The organism is Simplicispira sedimenti, assembly GCF_022760965.1.
GTDB lineage: Bacteria > Pseudomonadota > Gammaproteobacteria > Burkholderiales > Burkholderiaceae_C > Simplicispira > Simplicispira sedimenti.
This window is the reverse complement of record NZ_JAKVIJ010000007.1, coordinates 30611-52154: the sequence shown is the minus strand read 5'-3', so window position 1 is coordinate 52154 and position 21544 is coordinate 30611. Positions and strand designations below refer to the sequence as shown.

Genomic DNA, 21544 nt, shown 5'->3' with positions numbered 1-21544 from the left:
TCAGGATCTTGGAAAAGCTCATGCGGGAACCCAGTGTGGTTTGCGTTTCTGCAGGAATGCGCCGGTGCCTTCTTGCCCCTCGGGGCCCTGGGCGGCGCGCGAGAAGAGGGCGGCGGCCTCATCGACCAGCGCGGCGGGGGCGTTCCAGCGGGCCTTGGCCATCAGCGCCTTGGTGGCGGCCAGGGCGCCAGGGGCGCAGGCCAGGATGTCGGCCAGCACGGCCTGCAGCGCGGCGTCCACGTCGGCGGTGGCCACTTGCTGGTGCACCAGGCCGATGCGCAGCGCCTGCGCCGCATCCAGCTTGCCGCCGGTCACTGCCAGGCGCTTGGCCTGCGAGTAGCCCAGGCGCTCGACGAGGAAGGGTGCGATCTGCGCGGGCACCACGCCCAGCGAGGTTTCGGGCAGGCGGAAGCTGGCTGTTTCGGTGGCGATGGCCACATCGGCCACGCAGGCCAGGCCAAAGCCGCCGCCCATCACCGTACCTTCCAGCACCGCCACCACAGCCAGCGGCGTGTCGGCAAAGGCCGCGCACATGCGGCCGAAGGCGGCATTGACTTCAGCAATGGGGTCGGTGCCTGCCGGGGCCTCCATGGCGCGCATGCGGGCCATGGCCATGTCCTTGAGGTCGCCCCCGGCGCAGAAATGCCCGCCCGCGCCGCGCAGCACCACCACGCGGGTCGGCTGGGCGCTGCCCACGCTGGCTTCGGCCTGCGCCAGGGCCTGGCGCAGCTCCTCCACCATGGCCAGCGACATGGCGTTGCGCACGTCGGGTCGGTTCAAGGTGATTTCGAGCACGGGGCCCGTAGATACTGCGCTAATAGCTATAAAAGTCATAGCATCAATCCGCTTCAGCGCTTCTTGCCGGGGAGGGTGCCTTCGAGCTTGCAGATGATGCCGAGCATGATTTCGTCGGCCCCACCACCGATGGAGATCAAGCGGCTGTCGCGGTAGGCTTGGCTGATGGGGTTGTCCGCCGTGAAGCCCATGCCACCCCAGTACTGCAGGCAACTGTCCGCCACCTCACGCGACAGGCGCCCCGCCTTGAGCTTGGCCATGGAGGCGAGCTTGGTCACGTCCTGGCCCGCCACATACGACTCCACGGCGCGGTAGGTGAGGGCGCGCAGGGCTTCGACTTCGGTGCGCAGCTCGGCCAGGCGGAAGTGCACCACCTGGTTGTTCAGGAGGGGCTGGCCGAAGGTGTGGCGCTGGCGCGTGTATTCGATGGTCTGGTCGATCAGGTTGTCCAGCGACTGGAGGCTGCTGGCCGCGCCATACAGGCGCTCTTCCTGGAACTGCAGCATCTGGAACATGAAGCCCGCGCCCTCCTGGCCGATGAGGTTGCGCTGGGGCACGCGCACGTTGTCGAAGAAGAGCTGCGCCGTGTCGCTCGAATGCATGCCGATCTTCTCGATCTTCTGGCGCGTCACGCCGGGGGCATCGAGCGGCACCATGATGAGCGACTTGTTCGAGTGCACCGGCCCCTCGCTGGTGTTGGCCAGCAGGCAGCACCAGTCGGCCTGCATGCCGTTGGTGATCCACATCTTGGAGCCGTTCAGAAGATAGTCGCCGCCATCCTTCTTGGCCGTGGTCTTGAGCGCGGCCACGTCCGAGCCGCCGGTGACTTCGCTCACGCCGATGCAGCCCACCAGGTCGCCCGCGATGGAAGGTGCGAGGAATTCACGGCGCAGCTCGTCGCTGCCAAAGCGCGCCAGCGCCGGGGTGCACATGTCCGTCTGCACGCCAATCGCCATGGGCACGCCGCCCACGTTGCACGTGCCCAGCGCCTCGGCCATGACCATGGAGTAACTGAAGTCCAGCCCCATGCCGCCGTACTCGGTGGGGTACTTGATGCCCAGCAGGCCCAGGTTGCCCATCTTCTTGAAGAGCTGGTGCGCGGGGAAGATGCCGGCCTTCTCCCATTCGCGGGTGTGGGGGTTGATCTCGTTGGCGACGAATTTGCGCACCGTGTCGCGGATCTGCTCGTGCTCGGGGGTGAATTGCATGGTGTGTGCTCCAGATTCAAGAAAGGGGTTACATGCGGGCGATGCCGAAGGTGTTGGGGTGCAGCACGCGCTGGCGTGCGTCGCGGGCCATGGCCAGGCATTGGGCGAGCACGTTGCGGGTTTCGCGCGGGTCGATGATTCCGTCGTCCCACAGGCGCGCGGTGCCGAACAGCACGTCGGATTCGGCATCCAGGCGGCGCTTGAGCTGCTCGCTCATGGCCTTGATGCCTGCCTCGGCCTGCTCGCCCAGGGGCACGCCAGCGCGCTCCAGCTTGCCTCGGCTGATCATCTCCATGACCATGGCGGCCTGGGCGCCGCCCATGACGGCGGTGCGTGCGCTGGGCCAACTGAAGATGAAATCCGGGTCGAAGCCGCGCCCGCACATGCCGTAGTTGCCTGCGCCGAACGAACCGCCCACCACGATGGTGAACTTGGGTACGCGCGCATTGGCCACGGCCTGGATCATCTTGCTGCCGTGCTTGATGGCACCGGCGCGCTCGGCCGCCGTGCCCACCATGTAGCCCGTGGTGTTCTGCAGAAAGACCAGCGGCGTGCCGCTCTGGTCGCACAGCTGGATGAACTGCGCCGCCTTGACCGAGCCCGTGGGCTGGATGGGGCCGTTGTTGGCGATGAGGCCGACCCGGTGGCCATTGATGCGCGCATGGCCGCACACCGTGTCGCTGTCGAAGGCCGCCTTGAATTCGAGGAAGTGCGAGCCATCGACGATGCGCGCGATGATCTCGCGCGCGTCGTAGGGCTCGCGCTCGTCGGCCGGGACGATGCCCAGCAGTTCTTCCGCGTCGTAGAGCGGCGCACGCACACTGCCGTCGGGCCCGCCGGCCTCGTCCCAGGGCAGGTGGTCCATCAGGTCGCGGGCGATGGCGATGGCGTGCGCGTCGTTCTCGGCCAGGTACTCGCCCAGGCCGGTCACGCGGGCGTGCAGGTCGCTGCCGCCCAGTTCGTCGTCGGTGGTGTCCTCGCCAATGGCGGCCTTCACCAGCGGCGGGCCGGCCAGGTAGATGCTGGAGCGGTCCTTGACCAATACCACATAGTCCGACAGGCCGGGCAGGTAGGCGCCACCGGCCGTGGACGACCCGTGCACCACGGCGATCTGCGGAATCCCCGCCGCCGACAGGCGCGCCTGGTTGGCGAAGCTGCGTCCGCCGTCCACAAAAATGTCGGCCTGGTACATCAGGTTGGCGCCACCCGATTCGACCAGCGCCACCAGCGGCAGCTTGTTCTGCAGCGCGATGGCTTGTGCGCGCAGGCCTTTCTTCAGACCCATGGGCGCCACGGTGCCGCCCTTGACGGCGCTGTCGCTGGCCGAAATCAGCACGCGCTTGCCTGCCACCTGGCCGATGCCCACGATGGAGCCGCCGCCGAGCACGGACTTCTTGCCGTCGTCATCGTGCATCCCCAGGCCCGCCAGGGCGCTGAGTTCCAGGAAGCTGCTGCCCCGGTCGAGCAGGCGCGCCACGCGCTCGCGCGGCAGCAACTGGCCCTTCTTCTCGAACTTGTCCTGCTTGGAGGCGGATTCCGCCACCACCTGGCCCTGCAGGGCCTGCACCTGCGCCAGCCGTTCGGCCATGCGCTCGTGGTTGCGGCGAAAACCCTCGCTGCGGGGATCGATCTGGGAGCGGATCTGCGTCATGGTTTGAGCACCTCCGGCGGCTGGGCGCGGTGGAAGCCCTCGAAAGGTTGGGAGCGTTGATGGTCCAGGCTGGGGAACACGGCACTGCCCAGTGAGGCCGCGCCATCGATCTGCACCGTGATGCCGGTGATGAAGGCCGCGCCGGGGCTGAGCAGGAAGACGATGGCCGCGCTGATCTCGGCCTCGGTCGCCAGGCGGCGCAGCGGCACATGCTGGCGCAGTTGCGGGATCAGCGCCTTGACGGCGCCGCCATAGCTGTCCATGCCCGAGGAGGCCACCCAGCCCGGCGCCACGGCGTTCACGCGCACGCCGCTGCTGGCCCATTCAAAGGCGGCGCTCATGGTCAGGTTGCTCATGCCCGCGCGCGCCGCGCCCGAGTGGCCCATGCCGGGCATGCCGTTGCGGAAGTCCGCCGTCATGTTGACGATCGCGCCGCCGTGCTCCTGCATGCTCTGCAGGAACACCTCGCGCATCATCAGAAAGCCGCCCGTGAGGTTGTTGCTCACCACGGCCTCGAAGCCGCGCTTGCTGATGGCCTGCAGCGGCGCGGGAAACTGCCCGCCCGCGTTGTTCACCAGGCCGGCGATGGGGCCCACCTTTTTCACCATGGTGGCCACGGCGGCCTTGACGGCTTCCTCGTCGCGGATGTCGAAGGCGATGGTCTCGCACAGGCCGCCGTCGTCGCGGATTTCCTGCGCCACGCGGTCGAGCTTCTCCTGGGTGCGGCCGCTGATGACGACGCGCGCGCCCAGCGACGCCAGTTCGTGGGCCACGCAGCGGCCGATGCCACTGCCGCCGCCCGTCACCCAGAGGGTGCGACCGGCAAACAGGCCTGGACGGAAGACGCTGTCATAGCGCGCGGCCTGGGAGGCTGTGTTCTGAAGTGGAGGAGTGGGCTGGTTCATGGAGGGTTGAAACTGCTTGGGTGACGAATTAGATGTCAACATGACGTTAACGTCAACCATATGTCTTATAGGTATTTTCCCTTGTCTATGCGTGATGAAATGGCTTTATGATGCACACCCTGATTTCTCAACACCTGCAAGGAACACCATGAACATCCAGGAATGCACCGAAGCCATCCGCGCCAAAGTGGGCGACAACAGCGGCCTGAACGCCGTGCTGAAGTTCGATTGCGGCGACGATGGCAAGATCGTCATCGATGGCGCATCCACCCCCAACACCGTGGACAACAACGACCGCGAAACCGACTGCACTGTGGCCATCTCGCTGGAGAACCTGAACGCACTGCTCACCGGCCAGCTGAACCCTGTCACCGGCTTCATGAGCGGCAAGTTCAAGGTCAGCGGCGACATGAGCGTCGCCATGAAGCTGCAACGGGTGGTCTGAACATGGCTGCAGGCCGCACTTCCGCGCAGGGCGACGCGCAGGCTGCAGCCACGGCGGCGGCCGCGCGCCAGCTGCTGGATGACCACAACAGCGACGACAAGCATTCGGAGCTGTTCGGGGTCACAGAGCTGTGCAACGCCTTTGACGTGACGCCGCGGACCCTGCGCTTCTACGAAGACAAAGGTCTGCTGAGCCCGCGCCGCATCAATGGCACCCGCGTGTACAGCCGCCGCGACCGTGCGCGGCTGGCGCTGATCCTGCGTGCCAAGGCCATCGGCTCCTCGCTGGCCGAGATCAAGCAGTACCTCGACATGTACGGCCAGGCTGGCGAGGGCCGCGAGCAGCAGCTGCGCTATGTGCTACAGCGCACCGACAAGGTCATTGCCGAGCTGGAGCAAAAGCGCGCACACATCGAGAGCAGCCTGGCCGAGCTGCGCATCATCAACAGCAATGTGCGCCAGAACCTGGGGCTGCCTCCGCTGGACTGATGTCGCTGGACTCGTTCTGTTGTGGCGTCGTTGGCTTTTGGGCCTCGGCGCTTTTTTCTTTTCACGGCATCAGCCGCCGACCGACGCGAGCGCACTCCAGATCGTGTGCGTAAGCATGTCCGCCAGCGCCTCGCGCTCCTTGGGCGTGCTCTGTTCGTTCAGCATCTTGCAGAAGCTGCGCTCGATGGTCCAAGCCAGCATGCGCGCGAGACCAGCTTGCGCGGCCGGGTGGGCGGCGCCTTCCTTTGCGAGCTGGTCGAGCGTGCGCTGGATCTCGCGGGTGCGCTGGTCCATGAATTCGGCGAACACCGCCTGCACCTGCGGATCGTAGGCGGACACCTCGTTCATGGCCCAGATGGCGTGCCGGTGCTGGAACAGGATCTCTACCACCTCGCGCATGAAGGCCTGGAACTCGGTGCGCCCGTAGCTGCCGGACTTCTTCAGCCGCGCCCGGGCGGCGGTCTTGAGCTGCAGTTGCACCGCCTGCATGGCGTGGCTGACGAGCTGCCCCTTGTTGCGACAGTGCAGGTAGAAGGTGGCGCGCGCCATGCCCGCTTCCCGCGCCAGCTCTTCCACGCTGATGGTCGTGAAGCTCTCGCCGCGCGCGAGCAGGCGCTCGAAAGCCTCGACCAACCGGTCCATGGCGGCGGGCGGAGAGGTGTCGGTGGTGGCGCGGTTGCGCCGTGTGATGGAGGCCATGCGAAGCCGCGTAATTACACGACGGCCTGCGGATGGTGCCCCGGCTGCACGAACAGGTCGAACGCCAGCGGCGTGCTGCCCGGCTCGCAGCGGTAGGGTCGCATGTCGCGCACCCCGGCCTCCACCAGCACGTCTTCGTCCACGCAGTGCCGGCCCGTGAAGGCGGTGCTCGGCTGGGTGAGGATGTGCCAGGCAGCGTCCGCCATGATCTCGGGTGTGCGGCTCACGGCCCGTGCCTGCGTGCCCGCGATGTGGCGCACGGCGGCGGTGTCGATGTAGGTCTTGGGCCAGAGCGTGTTGAAGGCGATGCGCTCGCGCCGGAACTCCTCTGCCATGGCCATGGCGTAGAGGCTCATCGAATACTTGGCCAGCGCGTAGGCCGGGTAGGGGGCGAACCATTCGGGCTTGAATTCGAGCGGTGGTGCCAGGTTGAGCACATGCGGGTTGGCCGCCTTCATCAGGTGCGGGATGCAGGCGCGGCTGACCAGGAAGGTGCCCCGGGCGTTGATGTTCTGCATCAGGTCCAGCCGTTTGGGCTCGGTCTGCAGCGTGCCCGTGAGGTGGATGGCCGAGGCGTTGTTGATGCAGATGTCGATGCCGCCAAAGCGCTCCACGGTGCGGGCCACGGCGGCGTCGATCTGGTCCGCGTCGCGGATGTCGCACAGCAGCGGCAAGGCCTGGCCGCCCGCGGCCTCGATCTCGCGCGCTGCGGTGTGGATGGTGCCCGGCAGCGTGGGGTGCGGTTCCGAGGTCTTGGCCGCGATGGCCACGTTGGCGCCGTCACGCGCCGCGCGCAGCGCGATCGCGAGGCCGATGCCGCGCGAGCCGCCGCTGATGAACAGGGTCTTGCCGTGGAGGGACATGATTTTCCTTTCGGGGCTGCCCCGGGTTGGAGCGTTGCTGGGCGACTGTACCGAAACAAAAACAGTTCGTCTAGACAGTGTGTCTATTTTGTTCTGGTGGCCTGTGCTCGCACACAATGGCCAATAATTTCTGCCGTGACCGGCCTCTCAACGTCTTCTCGATCAAGCCCATGACCACCGCTCCCGAATGGATCGCCCGCAGCGTTTCGCGCCTGCGCGGCTCCCGTGCCGCTGAAGGCGCCCCGACGGCTGCACAGGCCGCCAAAGTGGAGGTGGAGCGCAGCACCCACGAGCGCCTGCAGGCCACACTCAGGCGCGGCAACGAGGCGCTGTCGCCGCGCGCCCTGCGCCGCCTGCTGGCCGACCTGCAGGAAGTGGTGGCGCCGCGCGTGAGCGAGGTCGAGGGCGGTGCCCGGGCCCAGGCCGTGGCGCAGTGGTATGCGCAGGCCGAGCCCGAGGAGCGGCGCGACATGTGGCTGCTCATGAGCGAGCAGTTCGCGCCCGACGCCACGCGCTTCAAGTCGGCGCGCCTGCGCTACGAGGCGGCGGCGGGCACGGAAGAGGAGGGCCAGGCCGAGATCCACCTGCGCCGTGCGCTGGTGTCGCCGCGCACGCGGCTGCTGCAGCGCTTCGCGGTGTTTCCGCAGGGCATGCGCTTCCTGGTGGATTTGCGCGCCGAGCTGCTGCCGGCCCTGAAGCAAGACAAGCGCCTGCTGGCACTGGATGCCGAGCTGGAGCAGCTGTTCTCCACCTGGTTCGATGTGGCCTTTCTGGAGCTGCGCCGCCTGTCCTGGGATTCGCCCGCCTCGCTGCTGGAAAAGCTCATCCAGTACGAGGCCGTGCACGACATCCGCAGCTGGGCCGACCTGAAGAACCGCCTCGACAGCGACCGCCGCTGCTACGGCTTCTTCCACCCGCGCCTGCCCAATGAGCCGCTGATCTTCGTCGAGGTGGCGCTGGTGGATCGCATCTCCGACAGCATCACGCCGCTGCTCGACGAGGCCGCAGCGCCGTGCGATATCAGCAAAGCCACCACGGCCATCTTTTATTCCATCAGCAACACCCAGACGGGCCTGCGCGGCGTGAGCTTTGGCGACTCGCTCATCAAGCATGTGGTGGAGACGCTCAAGCAGGAATTCCCGCGCCTGCGCACCTTCGCCACGCTCTCGCCGATTCCGGGCCTGCGCTCCTGGCTGGGCAAGAACGCAGGCGCCATGCTCGAGCGCCTGGACGAGCGCCGCCGTGCGGAACTGGGACGGGCCGTGGGCTTCGAGCCGCCGCAGGCCTCGCACCTGCTCGCGGCGTTCGACAGGGCGCAGGCGCTGGACGAGCGCTCGCCCGTGCGCCAGATGCTGCTGCAGTGCGCCGCGCACTACCTGGCGCGCGAACTGCAGGACGGCAAGCCCGTGGATCCGGTGGCACGCTTCCACCTGGGCAATGGGGCGCGCGTGGAGCGGCTCAACTGGGCGGGCGACCCGTCGCCCAAGGGGCTCAAGCAGTCCTACGGGCTGATGGTGAACTACTTGTACGATCTCAAGCGCATCGACAAACACCGCGCCCAGCTGGCCGAAGGCCAGGTGGCGGCGTCGCGCGAGATCGAAGGCCTGTGTGCCTTCCGCTGAAAGCGCGACAGGACCGGTTCAGAAGGAATCCATACACATGACAGCAGAAGTGGTGGCGGCCCCGGCCGCCGGAGAAGCCGGCGCCGCCGGTGTGGTGGTGGTGACCTTGCGCCACACCGGGCGGCTCAATGCCATGTCGCGCGCCATGTGGCGCCAGTTGCGCTCTGTTTTCGAGAGCATCCAGCGCAATACAGAAGCGCGCTGCGTGCTGATCGAAGGCGCGGATGGCGCGTTCTGCGCGGGTGGCGACATCTCCGAATACCCGGCTTTCCGCTTCGATGCGGCGCAGTTGCGCGATTTCCATGAGAACGATGTCTGGGGCGGCCTCTCGGCCATGCTGGCCTGCGACGTGCCCATCGTCGCGCGCATCGCTGGCGCCTGCATGGGCGCGGGTGTGGAGATTGCCAGTTGCTGCGACATCCGCATTGCCGCCACGGGTGCGCGCTTTGGCGCGCCCATCGCGCGCCTGGGCTTTCCGATGGCGCCGCGCGAGGCGCAGCTGGTGGCAGGCGCCGTGGGCGAACTGACGGCACGCCAGATGCTGCTCGAAGCCGCCACCTTCAGCTCGCCCGACATGTTGGCGCGCGGGTTTCTGAGCCGCGTGGTGCCCGACGAGCTGTTGCAGGCCGACGCCCTGGGCACAGCCCAGCGCGTGGCCGCGCTGGCACCGCAGGCCGCGCGCCTGAACAAGCAGACACTTCGGGCACTAAAAATGCCTCCAGCGCTTACTGGTAAATCGTTGGCAGCTATCAAAACAATAGCATCCGATGGCATGGATCCCTATGCCTACGCCGACAGCGCCGAGCACCGCGAGGGCATCCACGCCTTTCTCGCCAAACGTCCTCCTGCCTTCTGACGGACCCGTCCTTCACCATGACCGTACTCCGCAACGACAGCCTGTTCGCCGCCCTGCGCGCGGCCTTTCCCGCCGACCTGGACGCCACGGCCATCGAGACCACGGCGCCCGATGGCACGCCGCTGTACTACACCTGGCGCGACATCGACCGCGCCAGCAGCCGCATCGCCAACCTGCTGGCCTCGCTGGGTCTGCCGGGCGGCAGCCGCGTGGCGGTGCAGGTGGAGAAGTCGGTCGAGGCCCTGCTGCTGTACCTGGCCACGCTGCGCGCGGGCTATGTCTTCTTGCCGCTCAACACGGCCTACCAGAGCGCCGAGATCGAGTACTTCATCGGTAACGCCGAGCCCGCCGTGGTGGTGTGCACGCCGGGCAATTTCGGCTGGGTGTCGAAGATCGCCTTCACGGCCGGCACGCGCCATGTGTTCACGCTGAGCGAGAACCGCGACGGCAGCCTGCTGGAGCGCGCGGCGCACCATGCCGACACGCACGAGGCGGCGCGCAAGGGTGCGGACGACCTGGCCGCCATCCTCTACACCAGCGGCACCACGGGCCGCAGCAAGGGGGCCATGCTGACGCACGGCAACCTGCTGTCCAACGCGGTGATGCTGAATGAATACTGGGGCTGGCGCCGGGACGACGTGCTGATCCACGCGCTGCCCATCTTCCATGTGCACGGGCTGTTCGTGGCCATCCACGCGGCGCTGCTGGGCGGCAGCAAGATGCTCTGGCTGGCGAAGTTCGACCCCAAGGCCGTGATTGCCGTGCTGCCGCGTGCCACCGTGTTCATGGGCGTGCCCACGCTGTATGTGCGCATGCTGGGCGAGGGCGCGCTCACGCGCGAGGCCGCACGGAACATGCGCCTGTTCATCTCGGGCTCGGCGCCGCTGCTCATCGAAACCTTCCGCGACTGGCAGGAGCGCACGGGCCACACCATTCTGGAGCGCTACGGCATGAGCGAGACCATCATGCTCACCTCCAACCCCTATGCGGCGGATGCGCGCCATGGCGGCCAGGACGAGCGCCGTGGCGGCACCGTGGGCTTCCCGCTGCCCGGCGTGGGCCTGCGCGTGGTGGGGGACGACGGCCAGGCATTGGCCGTGGGCGAGACCGGCAATATCCAGGTGCGCGGCGCCAACGTGTTCAAGGGATACTGGCGCATGCCCGAGAAGACGGCCGAGGAGTTCACCCCCGATGGCTGGTTCAAGACCGGCGATGTGGGCGTGGTGGACGAGCGCGGCTACGTGCGCATTGTCGGCCGCAGCAAGGACCTGATCATCAGCGGCGGCTACAACGTCTATCCGGCCGAGGTCGAGGGCTACATCAACGAGCTGCCCGGCGTGGCCGAGAGCGCGCTGGTGGGCGTGCCGCACCCGGATTTTGGCGAGGTGGGCGTGGCGGTGGTGATTGCCAAGCCCGGCGCGGTGCTGCAGCCCGAGGCCATCGTGACGCAGCTCAAGTCGCAGCTGGCCAACTTCAAGATTCCCAAGCAGTGCTACGTGGTGCCGGAGCTGCCGCGCAACACCATGGGCAAGGTGCAGAAGAACCTGCTGCGCGAGCAGTACAAGGGGCTGTTCGCCTGAACGTCCACAAATTCCCTAGAAAAACGGGCCTTGAAGGCCCGTTTTTCTATTGAAAATATAGCTGTCAGCGCTTGATGGATAAGCGTTGAAGCCGTTTTTTATCGCAATACCAGCACCGGAATGTGCGAATGCGTCAGCACATGCTGGGTTTCGCTGCCCAGCAGCAGGCGCTTGATGCCCTTGCGGCCGTGCGAGGCCATCACGATCAGGTCGCATTTGTGCTTCTTGGCGGCGGCGATCACGGCCTCCGCCACCAGGTCGGACTTGGCAACGACGGCCTTCACGTTGACGCCCAGGGCCTGCCCCCGGGTCTTGACTCCATCGACTTCGGCCTGGGCCGCGTCGGCCCACTGCTTTTCGATCCGGCGCACATCGCTGGGATCCACGGGCATGCCGCCTTCAAAGTAGCTGCGTGGGTAACGCGGCACCACCTTGAGTGCCACAGCGCTTGCGCCGCATTGTGCCGCCAGCGTCAGCCCGTCCTGAACCGCCTTGTCCGAGAGCTTGGAGCCGTCTGTGGCAATCAGAATGCGTTGGTACATGGTGAATCCTCTGTGCTGAAAAACTTGATTAGAGTAAAAAACACGTGTTTTAAATTGACCGTGGTCAAATATCTGGAGGCTAAGTAACTGTAAGCTTGCCCCATGTCAAAGATTCTTGCCCCGGCACTGGATATGCGTCCTGGCGACCCATACCCGGCAAAGGGCGCAGATGCGCCGGATGGCTCGGCCGATGAGGTCTTGCTGGACGATCCGCAGGAGTGGCCGTCGTTTGGTCGGGAATGTTCGGCGCAGGAGGGGCGGGATCGGTATCCCGGCGCCTGGGAGTCGAATGTGGTCATTGAAGGCATGCACTGCGCTGCATGTGCCCTGACCATTGAAGAGGCGCTGTGCCGCGTGCCCGGGGTCCAGCGCGCCGATGTCAGTGCGGCCACCCAGCGCGCCCGCGTGGTCTGGCAGCCGGACCACACACGTCCGTCGGTATGGATGCAGGCGCTGCGCCAGGCAGGGTACCGTGCCTTGCCTGCGCTGGACGCGCAGGCGCGCGACCAGCGCCAGCGCGAGCACCGCCAGGCCTTGTGGCGCTGGCTGGTGGCGGGTTTTTGCATGATGCAGGTCATGATGTATGCGTGGCCTGCCTACGTGGCAGCACCGGGCGATCTGTCCATGGAGATGGAGCGCTTGCTGCGCTGGGCCTCCTGGGTCATCAGTCTGCCGGTGGTCCTGTTTGCCTGCGGCCCGTTCTTTTCAAGCGCCCTGCGCGATATCCGGCTGAGGCGCATCAGCATGGATCTTCCGGTGGCACTGGGGATGCTCATCACCTTTGTCGTGAGCTCGATCGGCACGTTCGATCCGGAAGGTGTGTTTGGTCACGAGGTCTATTTTGATTCGCTGACCATGTTTGTCTTCTTTCTGCTCACCGGCCGCTGGTTGGAGACGCGTCTGCGCGACCGCACCGCGGGCGCACTGGAGGCGGTGCTCAATCGCTTGCCTCCCAGCGTGTTGCGCCGTACCGATGGAGGCGATTTCGAACGCGTGGCCGTGCGTCGTCTGCAAGTGGGCGACGTGGTGCGCGTACTGCCGGGCGAGGCCTTTGCAGCCGACGGGCAGGTGATCGAAGGCCGCACATTGGCCGACGAGGCACTGTTGACCGGTGAATCCACACCCGTGCAGCGTGGCCCGGGCAGCAAGGTGGTGGCGGGCAGCTTCAACCTGCAATCGCCAGTTCTGGTGCAGGTGGAGGGCTTGGGAGAAGATACCCGGTTTGCCCAGATCGTCGCCTTGATGGAAAGTGCCGCCACGCAAAAGCCCCGGTTGGCACAGTTGGCCGATCGCATTGCGCGGCCCTTTCTGGTGCTGGTGCTGCTCGCAGCGGCGTTGGCGGCGGCCTGGTGGTGGCCCACCGATCCGGCGCGCGCGCTCATGGTGGCGGTGGCCGTACTCATTGTGACCTGTCCTTGCGCTTTGTCGCTGGCTACGCCGGTGGCCATGTTGTCTGCGGCTGGAGCGTTGGCGCGCAGCGGGGTGCTGGTGCGCAACCTGCAGGCCCTTGAATCGCTCTCGCAGGTGGATACGGTGGTGTTCGACAAGACCGGCACCCTCACGCGCGACAGCATGACGGTGCAGGCCATAGAGCCAACCCAGGTGGGACAGGAAATGCAGGTGCTGGGAATGGCGGCAGCCATGGCGGCGCAGTCCCTGCATCCGGTGTCGCGCGCGCTCGTGCAGGCCGCGCAGCAGCGTGGTGTGGCGGGCCAATGGGCGGTTCGGGATCTGCAGGAACTGCCCGGCCTGGGGTTGCAGGCGCTGGTGCAGCAAGTCGATGGCACGGGCCCGGCGTGGTTGCTGCGCCTGGGGTCGGCACGCCACGCGGGCTTGACGTCGCCGGAAGGTGGGGGGCTGCTGGATGGTTCGGGCAGTGTCTGGCTGGCGCTCATCGATGATGCCGGGCAATCCCATGAATGGGCGCGGTTCGTGTTGGCTGAGGATCTGCGGCCGCACAGCAGCGCAGCCGTGGCCGGGCTGCGCCAAGCAGGAATGGGCGTGTATTTACTTTCGGGCGACCGCGCCGATGCCGTCGCCCGGTTGGCCGCCAGTGTGGGTATTACCGATTGGCGTGCAGAGTGCGCACCAGCCGACAAGCTTGCTGCAATGCGCGCATTGCAGGCCCAGGGTCACCGTGTGGCCATGGTGGGAGACGGGCTCAACGATGGGCCGGTGCTGGCGGCGGCGCACGCCTCTTTCGCCTTTGGTCGGGCAGTGCCGTTGGCACAGGCACGGGCGGATTTTGTGGTGCCTGGGGATGATCTCGGGCAGGTGGTTCGGACAATAGCCCTAGCCCAGCAAGCAGTAAAGGTTGTGCGACAAAATTTATGGTGGGCTGCTGCGTACAACGCGGCTTCCGTGCCCTTGGCAATCGCTGGCTACATGCCGGCATGGTTGGCGGGGCTGGGTATGGCGCTGAGTTCGCTTCTGGTGATCCTGAATGCAGCGCGCTTGTCAGTGATCCCTTCAGCGCCCCTGCCCCAGGCCTCGGATCACGTCTCTGCCCCCAGGGGCCAGGCGGCTTCTGCCTGAGTGCCCGCTGCAATTGGAATTGGTCTGATGGACATCCTGTATCTCTTGATTCCGCTGTCGGTGGTCTTGGTGCTGCTGATCCTGCTTGGCCTTTGGTGGGCCGTGCACAGGGGACAGTTCGAGAATGTGGAGCAGGAGGGAGAACGCATTCTTCGCGACGGTTGACTAGCGTCAATAGCACTACCGTTAACGAGGTTATTATTTCCGAGAACTCTAAGAGGTAAGCGATGGATTCACTAACAAAAGCAGATGCTGCCCACTACAACGACACGGTTGTGCGGCAGTTTTCAATCATGGCCGTGGTTTGGGGTGTTGTGGGCATGCTGGTGGGCGTGTTCATTGCAGCCCAGCTGGCATGGCCAGAACTCAATTTCAACATCCCCTGGCTCAGCTACGGGCGCTTGCGCCCCCTGCACACCAATGCGGTGATTTTTGCTTTCGGCGGCAGCGCGCTCATTGGTACGAGCTACTACGTGGTTCAGCGCACTTGCCAGGTGCGACTGTTTGGCGGTCCGCTGGTGGGCTTCACCTTCTGGGGTTGGCAGCTGGTGATTCTGGCTGCAGCCATCTCCTTGCCGCTGGGCTACACCAGCGCCAAGGAATACGCTGAACTCGAATGGCCCATCGACATCCTGATCACGCTGGTCTGGGTGGCCTACGCCATCGTCTTCTTTGGAACCATCGGCATCCGCAAGGTGCGTCACATCTATGTGGCCAACTGGTTCTACGGTGCATTCATCTTGGCGGTGGCAGTGCTGCACCTGGTCAACAGTGCTGCGGTGCCTGTCAGCTTGATGAAGAGCTATTCCGCGTATGCAGGTGTGCAGGACGCCATGGTGCAGTGGTGGTACGGCCACAACGCTGTGGGCTTCTTCCTCACGGCGGGCTTCCTGGGCATGATGTATTATTTCATCCCCAAGCAGGCCGGTCGTCCCGTGTACTCGTATCGCCTGTCGATCGTGCACTTCTGGGCCCTGATTTTCACCTACATGTGGGCTGGCCCTCACCATCTGCACTACACCGCGCTGCCTGACTGGACGCAATCGGTGGGCATGGTGTTCTCGCTCATCCTGTTGGCCCCGAGCTGGGGCGGCATGATCAACGGTGTGATGACGCTGTCGGGCGCATGGCACAAGCTGCGTGACGACCCCATCCTGCGTTTCCTGATCGTGTCGCTGTCGTTCTACGGCATGTCCACGTTCGAGGGTCCGATGATGTCCATCAAGACGGTCAATGCCCTGAGCCATTACACCGACTGGACCGTGGGCCACGTCCACTCCGGCGCGCTGGGTTGGGTGGGTCTGATCACCATGGGTTCGTTGTACTACCTGGTGCCGCGTCTGTTTGGCCGCGAAAAGATGCACTCCGTCAAGGCCATCGAGCTGCACTTCTGGCTCGCCACCATCGGCATCGTGCTCTACATCGCCGCCATGTGGATTGCCGGTGTGATGCAAGGCCTGATGTGGCGCGCTGTCAACGCCGATGGCACGCTGACCTACACCTTTGTCGAGAGCGTCAAGGCGAGCTATCCGTTCTACATGATCCGTGTCGCCGGTGGTGTGTTGTACCTCACAGGCATGATCATCATGGCCTGGAACGTCTGGATGACGGCCATTTCGGGGCGCTCGGTCAACGTGGCCATCCCCGCCGTCAAGCCTGCTCACGCCTGAGATCGCGAGGAATACATTCATGTCTCAAAACCAACAATCCTCCAGCGGTTTCACCCACGAGAAGGTCGAAACCAACAACTTCCTGATGATCGTTCTGATCGTCCTGGTGATCGCCGTGGGCGGTCTGGTTGAAATTGTTCCGTTGTTCTTCCAGAAGTCCACCACAGAGCCGGTCAAGGGGGTGGAGCCTTACGCAGCGCTGCCGCTGATGGGGCGCGACATCTACATCCGCGAGGGCTGCTACAACTGCCACTCGCAGATGATCCGTCCCTTCCGCGCGGAGACGCTGCGTTACGGTCACTACTCGGTGGCAGGTGAGTTCGTGTATGACCACCCCTTCCAATGGGGTAGCAAGCGTACCGGCCCCGACCTGCACCGTGTGGGTGGCAAGTACAGCGATGAATGGCATCGCATCCACCTGGTCAACCCACGCAACGTGGTGCCCGAGTCCAACATGCCTGGCTACCCCTGGCTGGAGAAGAACCAGATCAATCCGGCTGATGTGGCTCCGCGCATGAAGGCGCTGCGTACCGTGGGTGTTCCCTACACCGACGAGCAGATTGCCGCTGCCGCAGATGAAGTGAAGGGCAAGACCGAGATGGAAGCCCTCATTGCCTACCTGCAGGGCATGGGACGCGCACTCAAGTAAGCGTAGAAAGGGCCATCATGGACACTACCACCATGCGCGTCATCGTCACGCTGCTGTCGTTTGGCTGCTTCATCGGCATCGCTCTGTGGGCGTATGCACGCAGCAACCGGGAGCGGTTCGAAGAGGCAGCCCAACTGCCTTTCCAACAAGAATGAAACCCACCAGAACGAGAACAAACCATGAGTGATTTCACCAGTAATTTCTGGTCGGTGTTTGTGGCCGGTGTCACGGTCATCAGCATCATCGCCTGTCTGATTCTGCTCGTTATTACGGCGCGCAAGAAAGTCGCTTCTACCGCGGACAACACTACCGGCCACGTCTGGGACGAGGACCTGACCGAGATGAACAACCCCATGCCACGGTGGTGGATGTGGCTGTTCGTGATCACCATCGTTTTCGGTTTTCTTTACCTGGCCATGTATCCCGGGCTGGGCAAGTTCTCCGGACAGTTGGGTTGGTCCCAGGTAGGTGAGTACAAGCGCGAAATGGACAAAGGCAATGCCGAGATTGAGCCTGTCTATGCACGCTTTGCCTCGATGAAGCCAGAAGAAATTGCCGCTGACGCGCAAGCCATGGCCATTGGCGAGCGCCTGTTCATGAACAACTGTGCGCAGTGCCACGGCTCTGACGCGCGCGGTGGCAAGAGCTTCCCCAACCTGACTGATGGTGATTGGCTGTACGGCGGCTCTCCCGAGACGATCCGTGAAACCCTGCACCAGGGTCGCATGGGCATGATGCCTCCCATGGGTGACGCGGTGGGTTCTGCTGAAAATGTGCGCAACCTGGCCCATTACGTGATGAGCCTGTCGAACAGCCCGCATGACTCGCTGCGTGCCAATTTGGGCAAGGAACATTTTGCGGCTTGCGCTGCTTGCCATGGGCCGGACGGCAAGGGCAATCAGGCGCTGGGTGCCCCCAATCTGACCGACGATATCTGGCTGCATGGCTGGGGTGAAGCCGCGATCACCACCATGATCAACCAAGGCAAAACCAACCAAATGCCTGCGCAGGCAGGCAAACTGACCGAAGCCCAGCTTGGGGTGCTGACCGCCTACGTGTGGGGTCTGTCGAACAAGCCCGGTGCCGCAGCCAAGCGCTGAATACAGGCCCCTCGGGGCCTGTCTGCGGCGCGCGCAAAGTGTGCAGGCCTTGTGCGCGTCGGGTTAATCAGGACGTAGTCCAATCCACTGCGTCTATTTCTGCACTATGAGCACTGCACCATGAATACCCCCAGCGGGAAACCCCGCAAGGTCATCCCTATCGCTTCGGCAGATCCTCAGAACGAGATCGCGTCACTGTACGAAGCGCAAAAGAAGGTCTATCCGCGTTCGATCAGTGGCTATTTCGCGCGCTGGCGGTGGATCTTGGTGTTTTTCACCCAGATTGTTTTCTACGGCCTGCCTTGGCTTCAGTGGGGCGAGCGGCAGATCATGCTGTTCGATCTGGGTGCGCGCAGGTTCTATCTGTTTGGTCTGGTTCTGTATCCGCAGGACTTCATCTACCTGACCACGCTGCTCATCATCTCGGCGCTGGCGCTGTTCTTGTTCACTGCGGTGGCCGGGCGTCTCTGGTGTGGGTTTGCCTGTCCGCAGACGGTGTACACCGAAATCTTCATGTGGATAGAGCACAAGATCGAAGGCGATCGCAGTGCCCGTCTGCGACTTGACGGCAGCCCGTGGACCTTCGAGAAGATCTGGAAGAAGACGGTCAAGCAGTTCTTGTGGATTGCCGTCTCGGTGTGGACGGGCTTTACCTTTGTCGGCTACTTTGTGCCCATTCGCCAGCTGGGCGGCGAGCTGATGGCGCTCCAGGGTACCTGGCAGATTTTCTGGGTCCTGTTTTACGGTTTTGCCACCTACGGCAACGCAGGTTTCCTGCGTGAGCAGGTGTGCAAGTACATGTGTCCCTACGCACGCTTCCAGAGCGCGATGTTCGATCGCGACACCCTGATCGTCACCTACGACGAAGCACGGGGAGAGCCACGCGGCCCTCGGACCAAGACCGTGGACTACAAAGCCAAGGGTCTGGGCGATTGCATCGACTGCACCTTGTGCGTCCAGGTGTGCCCGGTGGGGATCGATATCCGCAATGGCTTGCAGTATGAGTGCATCGGCTGCGGCCTGTGCGTCGATGCCTGCAATACGGTGATGGACAAGATGCAGTACCCGAGGGGGTTGATCCGCTTCTCCACCCAGAACGGCGTGTCGCGCGGCTGGGGCAAGGTTGAGATTCTGAAGCGTGTGATGCGACCACGGGTGCTGATCTATTCGGGCATCTTGGTGGCACTGTCGTTGGGCATGCTGTTGAGTCTGGCCGTGCGTACGCCCTTCAAGGTCGATGTGGTGCGTGATCGCGCTGCGCTGGCGCGCATTGTGGCCGGAGGCAAGTTGGAGAACATCTACCGCCTCCAGATCATGAACGCCACGGAGGTCTCCCAGCATTACCGTCTTTCCGTCAGTGGGCTGGAGGGCGCGCAACTGGTTGCAGAGCCTGAGTATGTGATCGAGCCTGCGCAATCACGTTGGGTGGTGGTGCAGGTGCATGTTCCGTATGGCAGCCTTCCCGAGGGCTCGCACCCGGTGCGCTTCGAAGTCCTGGCCGTGGAGTCCGGTGCGAAGGTGCTTGAGAAATCCGTCTTCCTGGTTCCTCGCCAGTGAGCCCGCCATTCCCGTGACATTTCTGCCAAGGTAAAAGCATGGACCCCCAAAAAACTGAAAAACCGCCCCAAAGTGGCCCCTGGTGGAAACACGGCTACATGTGGATGGTCGTAGGCGGGCCGCTGATCGTTGTGGTGGCTGGGTTCACCACACTGTGGCTAGCGGTGCGCACGCCCGATCCGGTGATCGCCGAAGACTACTACCGCCGCGGCATTGAGATCAATGAGCGCCTGCAGGAGCCAGAAAAGAGTCTGGTGCCTGCGCTCAAAGGCCGCAATCACGCAGCCACCCCTGCCCAGGATCAACCTCGCTAGCCGCTGCGGGTGTTTTGTTCGGCAGCGCAACCAAGGAGACAAGACCGATGTGGAGCCAACGCCTGATGTGGATTGCCTGGCCCGCCTTTCTGATGGCGGGCGTTCTGGAAATGCTGGTTTTTGCCATGGTGGATCCGCACGACCTGCAGTGGCTCAATGGCGCCCATGTCGAATGGTCGCGTGAAGCCATCTACACTGCGGCCTTCTTTGTGTTCTGGATCATCACCATGGTGTCCAGCGCATTGACCACCTTGCTGGCAGCCTCGCCTTTCGAACTCAATCGATGTCCGGTGCCGACGGCGCAGCGCCCCGATGCCTGCCACAAGAATCTGCCCACGGAACATTGACCTGCCTAGAACATGAGCCACTCACCATTCAGCACCTGCGATTTCTGCGACCAGCACAAGGCCGATACCTCGGGCCAATTCCGTGTCTTGCCCCCGGTGTTTGCCAGCTACGGCGCCAGGCCTGCCTTCGCTGGGCCTGTGAGTACCGTCAAGTGTTTCGAGGACAACACCCTCGTCAAGGCCGCCGTGGACTCGCCCGGCCAGGGCCGCGTGTTGGTGGTTGATGGAGGCGGCTCGCTGCGCCGGGCGCTGGTGGGGGGCAACCTGGCCGCCGCCGCAGCGCGCAACGGCTGGGCCGGCATTGTGGTGGACGGCTGCGTGCGCGATGTGGCGGAACTCAATGCCACCGGTGTGGGCATCCGCGCCCTGGGCCTCATGCCGCTGCCCACTGAAAAGCGCAACGAAGGCCAGCGCGACGTGGTGGTGCAGATCCAGGGCGTTCGCGTCCAGCCGGGCGACTGGCTTTATGCCGACGCCGACGGCATCGTCATCAGCGCCACGTCACTGGCCTGAGCCCACGCGCCACGCCAGGCGCGAGGGCAGGGTGGCCAGCACCACGCTGGCCAGAGCGATGCCAAAGGCCAGCCACTGCATGCTGTTGAGGTGCTCGCCCAGCGCCGCCACACCCACCAGCGTGGCGCTGAGCGGCAGGAACACCGTGAACACCCCGCCTTGTGCCGCGGGCACCGCCTTGAGTCCCGTCATCCAGAGCCACACCGTCCATACGCAGGCGGCCAGGGCATAGAACAGCAGAAGCAGCCACATGCCGATCCCCACACCGGCAAAGTCAAACTGCAAGGCGTGGTAGAGCCCCAGGGGGGTGGACAGCGCAAATCCCCACAGATTGATGAGCGAGGTGATGCGGCGTGGCCCCAGGGTTCCGGTCAGCTTCTTGCCGATCACCGAATACGCCGCCTCACAGACCACGGCGCCCAGCAGGAGCAGGTACCCTAGCCACACCTTGTTTTGAGTGTTTTCCGCCTCTAGGGCAGATGCAGTATGCGCAAGGCGCTCATCTTTTGATAGTGCAAACAGGACAATGCCCGCGACCGCCAGGGCCACGGCAAACCAGGTGCGCGGTGCGATGCGTTCGCGCAGAAACGCCCAGCTCATCAACGCCACTGCGGCGGGAATACCCGCCATGATCACACCGGCGGTCACTGCGCTGGTCAGGCTCACGCCGTAGATCATGCACACCGTGAACAGAAAATTGCCCAGCAAAGACTCCAGGAACAGTAACCCCCGCGTGTGTTGCGACAAGACGGGCTCATCGGCCGGTTTGCGCAGCCAGTGCAGCATGGCCACTGCGCCAATGCCAAAGCGCATCCAGGCCAGCAAGAACACCGGAAGCACCGCGGCCAGGGGCTTGGACAAGGCCACATAGCTCCCGACCAGGGACATGCTCAGCGCCAGGCAGGCGTAGGCGGCAGGCAGGCTCGGAGCGGGGGTGGCGGGGCGGGTCATGGTGGGGTGGTCACAAACAGCGGGCATCATGCCTGAAGCATGTCTGTGGATCGGCTCAGCCACGCCGCATTTTTCATATGGCGAATATTTATTTTCGTAATGCGGAAAAACAATACTTCTCGGCATCGAATTTTTCTCAATACGAGAAATAATTTTTCACATTCAGAAACTGCGCAGATAAGCCATTGATTTGCAATGATAAAAAATATGTCTTGTATAAGACATAAGATGTTGCGCAAGTCTTATAGAAGACT

General features: G+C 64.2%; 23 protein-coding genes. 15 read left to right on the top strand and 8 right to left on the bottom strand.

What is annotated here, in order from left to right; all coding sequences use genetic code 11:
• Positions 1 to 18 precede the first annotated feature (18 nt).
• From MJ602_RS09275 to MJ602_RS09260, 4 genes are read right to left on the bottom strand one after another with little or no spacing between them, the layout of a single operon-like run.
• The gene (locus MJ602_RS09275; protein ID WP_243020547.1) at positions 19 to 834 is read right to left on the bottom strand and encodes an enoyl-CoA hydratase/isomerase family protein; all 816 of its coding nucleotides are present in this window, start codon (positions 832 to 834) and stop codon (positions 19 to 21) included.
• 14 nt (positions 835 to 848) lie between these two features.
• On the bottom strand, positions 849 to 2003 hold the full coding sequence (locus MJ602_RS09270) for an acyl-CoA dehydrogenase family protein (RefSeq protein ID WP_243020545.1): 1155 nt from the start codon (positions 2001 to 2003) through the stop codon (positions 849 to 851).
• A 28-nt stretch (positions 2004 to 2031) separates the two neighbouring features.
• The gene (locus MJ602_RS09265; protein ID WP_243020544.1) at positions 2032 to 3654 is read right to left on the bottom strand and encodes an acyl-CoA carboxylase subunit beta; all 1623 of its coding nucleotides are present in this window, start codon (positions 3652 to 3654) and stop codon (positions 2032 to 2034) included.
• On the bottom strand, positions 3651 to 4559 hold the full coding sequence (locus tag MJ602_RS09260) for an SDR family oxidoreductase (protein ID WP_243020542.1): 909 nt from the start codon (positions 4557 to 4559) through the stop codon (positions 3651 to 3653). Before MJ602_RS09260 ends, MJ602_RS09265 begins: the two co-directional genes overlap by 4 nt.
• Positions 4560 to 4707: 148 nt before the next feature.
• Here MJ602_RS09260 and MJ602_RS09255 point away from each other — a divergent pair, with 148 nt between their 5' ends.
• Both MJ602_RS09255 and MJ602_RS09250 read left to right on the top strand, forming a co-directional pair.
• Positions 4708 to 5004: an SCP2 sterol-binding domain-containing protein gene (locus MJ602_RS09255; RefSeq protein WP_162016691.1), complete on the top strand. Its 297-nt coding sequence runs from the start codon at positions 4708 to 4710 to the stop codon at positions 5002 to 5004.
• A gap of 2 nt (positions 5005 to 5006) precedes the next feature.
• Positions 5007 to 5492, top strand: a complete 486-nt coding sequence (locus MJ602_RS09250) for a MerR family transcriptional regulator (RefSeq protein ID WP_162016690.1) — start codon at positions 5007 to 5009, stop codon at positions 5490 to 5492.
• 69 nt (positions 5493 to 5561) lie between these two features.
• Here MJ602_RS09250 and MJ602_RS09245 read toward each other — a convergent pair whose 3' ends face one another.
• Entirely contained in the window at positions 5562 to 6191 is a 630-nt protein-coding gene (locus MJ602_RS09245; RefSeq protein ID WP_243020540.1) for a TetR/AcrR family transcriptional regulator, read from the bottom strand.
• A gap of 14 nt (positions 6192 to 6205) precedes the next feature.
• Complete coding sequence (locus MJ602_RS09240) at positions 6206 to 7054, bottom strand: SDR family oxidoreductase (protein ID WP_243020538.1); 849 nt, start codon at positions 7052 to 7054, stop codon at positions 6206 to 6208.
• A gap of 170 nt (positions 7055 to 7224) precedes the next feature.
• Between MJ602_RS09240 and MJ602_RS09235 the strand changes: the two genes are divergently transcribed.
• Genes MJ602_RS09235 through MJ602_RS09225 form a run of 3 tightly spaced genes read left to right on the top strand, consistent with a single transcriptional unit; the run spans position 7225 to position 11112 of the window.
• Positions 7225 to 8676 carry a malonyl-CoA decarboxylase gene (locus MJ602_RS09235; protein ID WP_243020536.1) on the top strand — a complete coding sequence of 484 codons (1452 nt, stop codon included), beginning with the start codon at positions 7225 to 7227 and terminating at the stop codon, positions 8674 to 8676.
• A 37-nt stretch (positions 8677 to 8713) separates the two neighbouring features.
• The gene (locus tag MJ602_RS09230) at positions 8714 to 9532 is read left to right on the top strand and encodes an enoyl-CoA hydratase/isomerase family protein (protein WP_243020534.1); all 819 of its coding nucleotides are present in this window, start codon (positions 8714 to 8716) and stop codon (positions 9530 to 9532) included.
• Positions 9533 to 9549: 17 nt separating this feature from the next.
• Complete coding sequence (locus tag MJ602_RS09225; protein ID WP_243020532.1) at positions 9550 to 11112, top strand: malonate--CoA ligase; 1563 nt, start codon at positions 9550 to 9552, stop codon at positions 11110 to 11112.
• A 98-nt stretch (positions 11113 to 11210) separates the two neighbouring features.
• Here MJ602_RS09225 and MJ602_RS09220 read toward each other — a convergent pair whose 3' ends face one another.
• Entirely contained in the window at positions 11211 to 11654 is a 444-nt protein-coding gene (locus MJ602_RS09220; RefSeq protein ID WP_243020530.1) for a universal stress protein, read from the bottom strand.
• Between the two features lie 102 nt (positions 11655 to 11756).
• Here MJ602_RS09220 and MJ602_RS09215 point away from each other — a divergent pair, with 102 nt between their 5' ends.
• The 10 genes from MJ602_RS09215 (at position 11757) to rraA (ending at position 20339) form a co-directional block, all read left to right on the top strand.
• Complete coding sequence (locus tag MJ602_RS09215; protein WP_243020528.1) at positions 11757 to 14189, top strand: heavy metal translocating P-type ATPase; 2433 nt, start codon at positions 11757 to 11759, stop codon at positions 14187 to 14189.
• Positions 14190 to 14216: 27 nt separating this feature from the next.
• On the top strand, positions 14217 to 14354 hold the full coding sequence (gene ccoS / locus MJ602_RS09210; RefSeq protein WP_162016683.1) for a cbb3-type cytochrome oxidase assembly protein CcoS: 138 nt from the start codon (positions 14217 to 14219) through the stop codon (positions 14352 to 14354).
• A gap of 62 nt (positions 14355 to 14416) precedes the next feature.
• On the top strand, positions 14417 to 15859 hold the full coding sequence (ccoN, locus tag MJ602_RS09205) for a cytochrome-c oxidase, cbb3-type subunit I (RefSeq protein ID WP_162016682.1): 1443 nt from the start codon (positions 14417 to 14419) through the stop codon (positions 15857 to 15859).
• Between the two features lie 19 nt (positions 15860 to 15878).
• Entirely contained in the window at positions 15879 to 16508 is a 630-nt protein-coding gene (gene ccoO, locus MJ602_RS09200; protein WP_162016681.1) for a cytochrome-c oxidase, cbb3-type subunit II, read from the top strand.
• A 17-nt stretch (positions 16509 to 16525) separates the two neighbouring features.
• Complete coding sequence (locus MJ602_RS09195; protein WP_162016680.1) at positions 16526 to 16663, top strand: cbb3-type cytochrome oxidase subunit 3; 138 nt, start codon at positions 16526 to 16528, stop codon at positions 16661 to 16663.
• A gap of 24 nt (positions 16664 to 16687) precedes the next feature.
• Positions 16688 to 17608: a cytochrome-c oxidase, cbb3-type subunit III gene (ccoP, locus tag MJ602_RS09190; RefSeq protein ID WP_162016679.1), complete on the top strand. Its 921-nt coding sequence runs from the start codon at positions 16688 to 16690 to the stop codon at positions 17606 to 17608.
• A gap of 120 nt (positions 17609 to 17728) precedes the next feature.
• Positions 17729 to 19165, top strand: a complete 1437-nt coding sequence (gene ccoG, locus MJ602_RS09185; protein ID WP_243020527.1) for a cytochrome c oxidase accessory protein CcoG — start codon at positions 17729 to 17731, stop codon at positions 19163 to 19165.
• 38 nt (positions 19166 to 19203) lie between these two features.
• Positions 19204 to 19479: a FixH family protein gene (locus MJ602_RS09180; RefSeq protein WP_243020526.1), complete on the top strand. Its 276-nt coding sequence runs from the start codon at positions 19204 to 19206 to the stop codon at positions 19477 to 19479.
• A 47-nt stretch (positions 19480 to 19526) separates the two neighbouring features.
• Positions 19527 to 19826, top strand: a complete 300-nt coding sequence (locus MJ602_RS09175) for a hypothetical protein (RefSeq protein WP_162016676.1) — start codon at positions 19527 to 19529, stop codon at positions 19824 to 19826.
• Between the two features lie 12 nt (positions 19827 to 19838).
• Positions 19839 to 20339, top strand: a complete 501-nt coding sequence (gene rraA, locus MJ602_RS09170; RefSeq protein ID WP_243020524.1) for a ribonuclease E activity regulator RraA — start codon at positions 19839 to 19841, stop codon at positions 20337 to 20339.
• Here the strand turns inward: rraA and MJ602_RS09165 are convergent.
• Positions 20328 to 21290, bottom strand: coding sequence for a DMT family transporter (locus MJ602_RS09165; protein ID WP_279236050.1), 963 nt, complete (start codon positions 21288 to 21290; stop codon positions 20328 to 20330). The genes rraA and MJ602_RS09165 overlap by 12 nt on opposite strands.
• Positions 21291 to 21544 lie beyond the last annotated feature (254 nt).

Bases quoted from the DNA above. Each gene is read 5' to 3' on its own strand.
- MJ602_RS09275 (WP_243020547.1), bottom strand. From the start codon at position 834: ATGACTTTTATAGCTATTAGCGCAGTATCTACGGGCCCCGTGCTCGAA.
- MJ602_RS09270 (WP_243020545.1), bottom strand. From the start codon at position 2,003: ATGCAATTCACCCCCGAGCACGAGCAGATCCGCGACACGGTGCGCAAA.
- MJ602_RS09265 (WP_243020544.1), bottom strand. From the start codon at position 3,654: ATGACGCAGATCCGCTCCCAGATCGATCCCCGCAGCGAGGGTTTTCGC.
- MJ602_RS09260 (WP_243020542.1), bottom strand. From the start codon at position 4,559: ATGAACCAGCCCACTCCTCCACTTCAGAACACAGCCTCCCAGGCCGCG.
- MJ602_RS09255 (WP_162016691.1), top strand. From the start codon at position 4,708: ATGAACATCCAGGAATGCACCGAAGCCATCCGCGCCAAAGTGGGCGAC.
- MJ602_RS09250 (WP_162016690.1), top strand. From the start codon at position 5,007: ATGGCTGCAGGCCGCACTTCCGCGCAGGGCGACGCGCAGGCTGCAGCC.
- MJ602_RS09245 (WP_243020540.1), bottom strand. From the start codon at position 6,191: ATGGCCTCCATCACACGGCGCAACCGCGCCACCACCGACACCTCTCCG.
- MJ602_RS09240 (WP_243020538.1), bottom strand. From the start codon at position 7,054: ATGTCCCTCCACGGCAAGACCCTGTTCATCAGCGGCGGCTCGCGCGGC.
- MJ602_RS09235 (WP_243020536.1), top strand. From the start codon at position 7,225: ATGACCACCGCTCCCGAATGGATCGCCCGCAGCGTTTCGCGCCTGCGC.
- MJ602_RS09230 (WP_243020534.1), top strand. From the start codon at position 8,714: ATGACAGCAGAAGTGGTGGCGGCCCCGGCCGCCGGAGAAGCCGGCGCC.
- MJ602_RS09225 (WP_243020532.1), top strand. From the start codon at position 9,550: ATGACCGTACTCCGCAACGACAGCCTGTTCGCCGCCCTGCGCGCGGCC.
- MJ602_RS09220 (WP_243020530.1), bottom strand. From the start codon at position 11,654: ATGTACCAACGCATTCTGATTGCCACAGACGGCTCCAAGCTCTCGGAC.
- MJ602_RS09215 (WP_243020528.1), top strand. From the start codon at position 11,757: ATGTCAAAGATTCTTGCCCCGGCACTGGATATGCGTCCTGGCGACCCA.
- ccoS (WP_162016683.1), top strand. From the start codon at position 14,217: ATGGACATCCTGTATCTCTTGATTCCGCTGTCGGTGGTCTTGGTGCTG.
- ccoN (WP_162016682.1), top strand. From the start codon at position 14,417: ATGGATTCACTAACAAAAGCAGATGCTGCCCACTACAACGACACGGTT.
- ccoO (WP_162016681.1), top strand. From the start codon at position 15,879: ATGTCTCAAAACCAACAATCCTCCAGCGGTTTCACCCACGAGAAGGTC.
- MJ602_RS09195 (WP_162016680.1), top strand. From the start codon at position 16,526: ATGGACACTACCACCATGCGCGTCATCGTCACGCTGCTGTCGTTTGGC.
- ccoP (WP_162016679.1), top strand. From the start codon at position 16,688: ATGAGTGATTTCACCAGTAATTTCTGGTCGGTGTTTGTGGCCGGTGTC.
- ccoG (WP_243020527.1), top strand. From the start codon at position 17,729: ATGAATACCCCCAGCGGGAAACCCCGCAAGGTCATCCCTATCGCTTCG.
- MJ602_RS09180 (WP_243020526.1), top strand. From the start codon at position 19,204: ATGGACCCCCAAAAAACTGAAAAACCGCCCCAAAGTGGCCCCTGGTGG.
- MJ602_RS09175 (WP_162016676.1), top strand. From the start codon at position 19,527: ATGTGGAGCCAACGCCTGATGTGGATTGCCTGGCCCGCCTTTCTGATG.
- rraA (WP_243020524.1), top strand. From the start codon at position 19,839: ATGAGCCACTCACCATTCAGCACCTGCGATTTCTGCGACCAGCACAAG.
- MJ602_RS09165 (WP_279236050.1), bottom strand. From the start codon at position 21,290: ATGACCCGCCCCGCCACCCCCGCTCCGAGCCTGCCTGCCGCCTACGCC.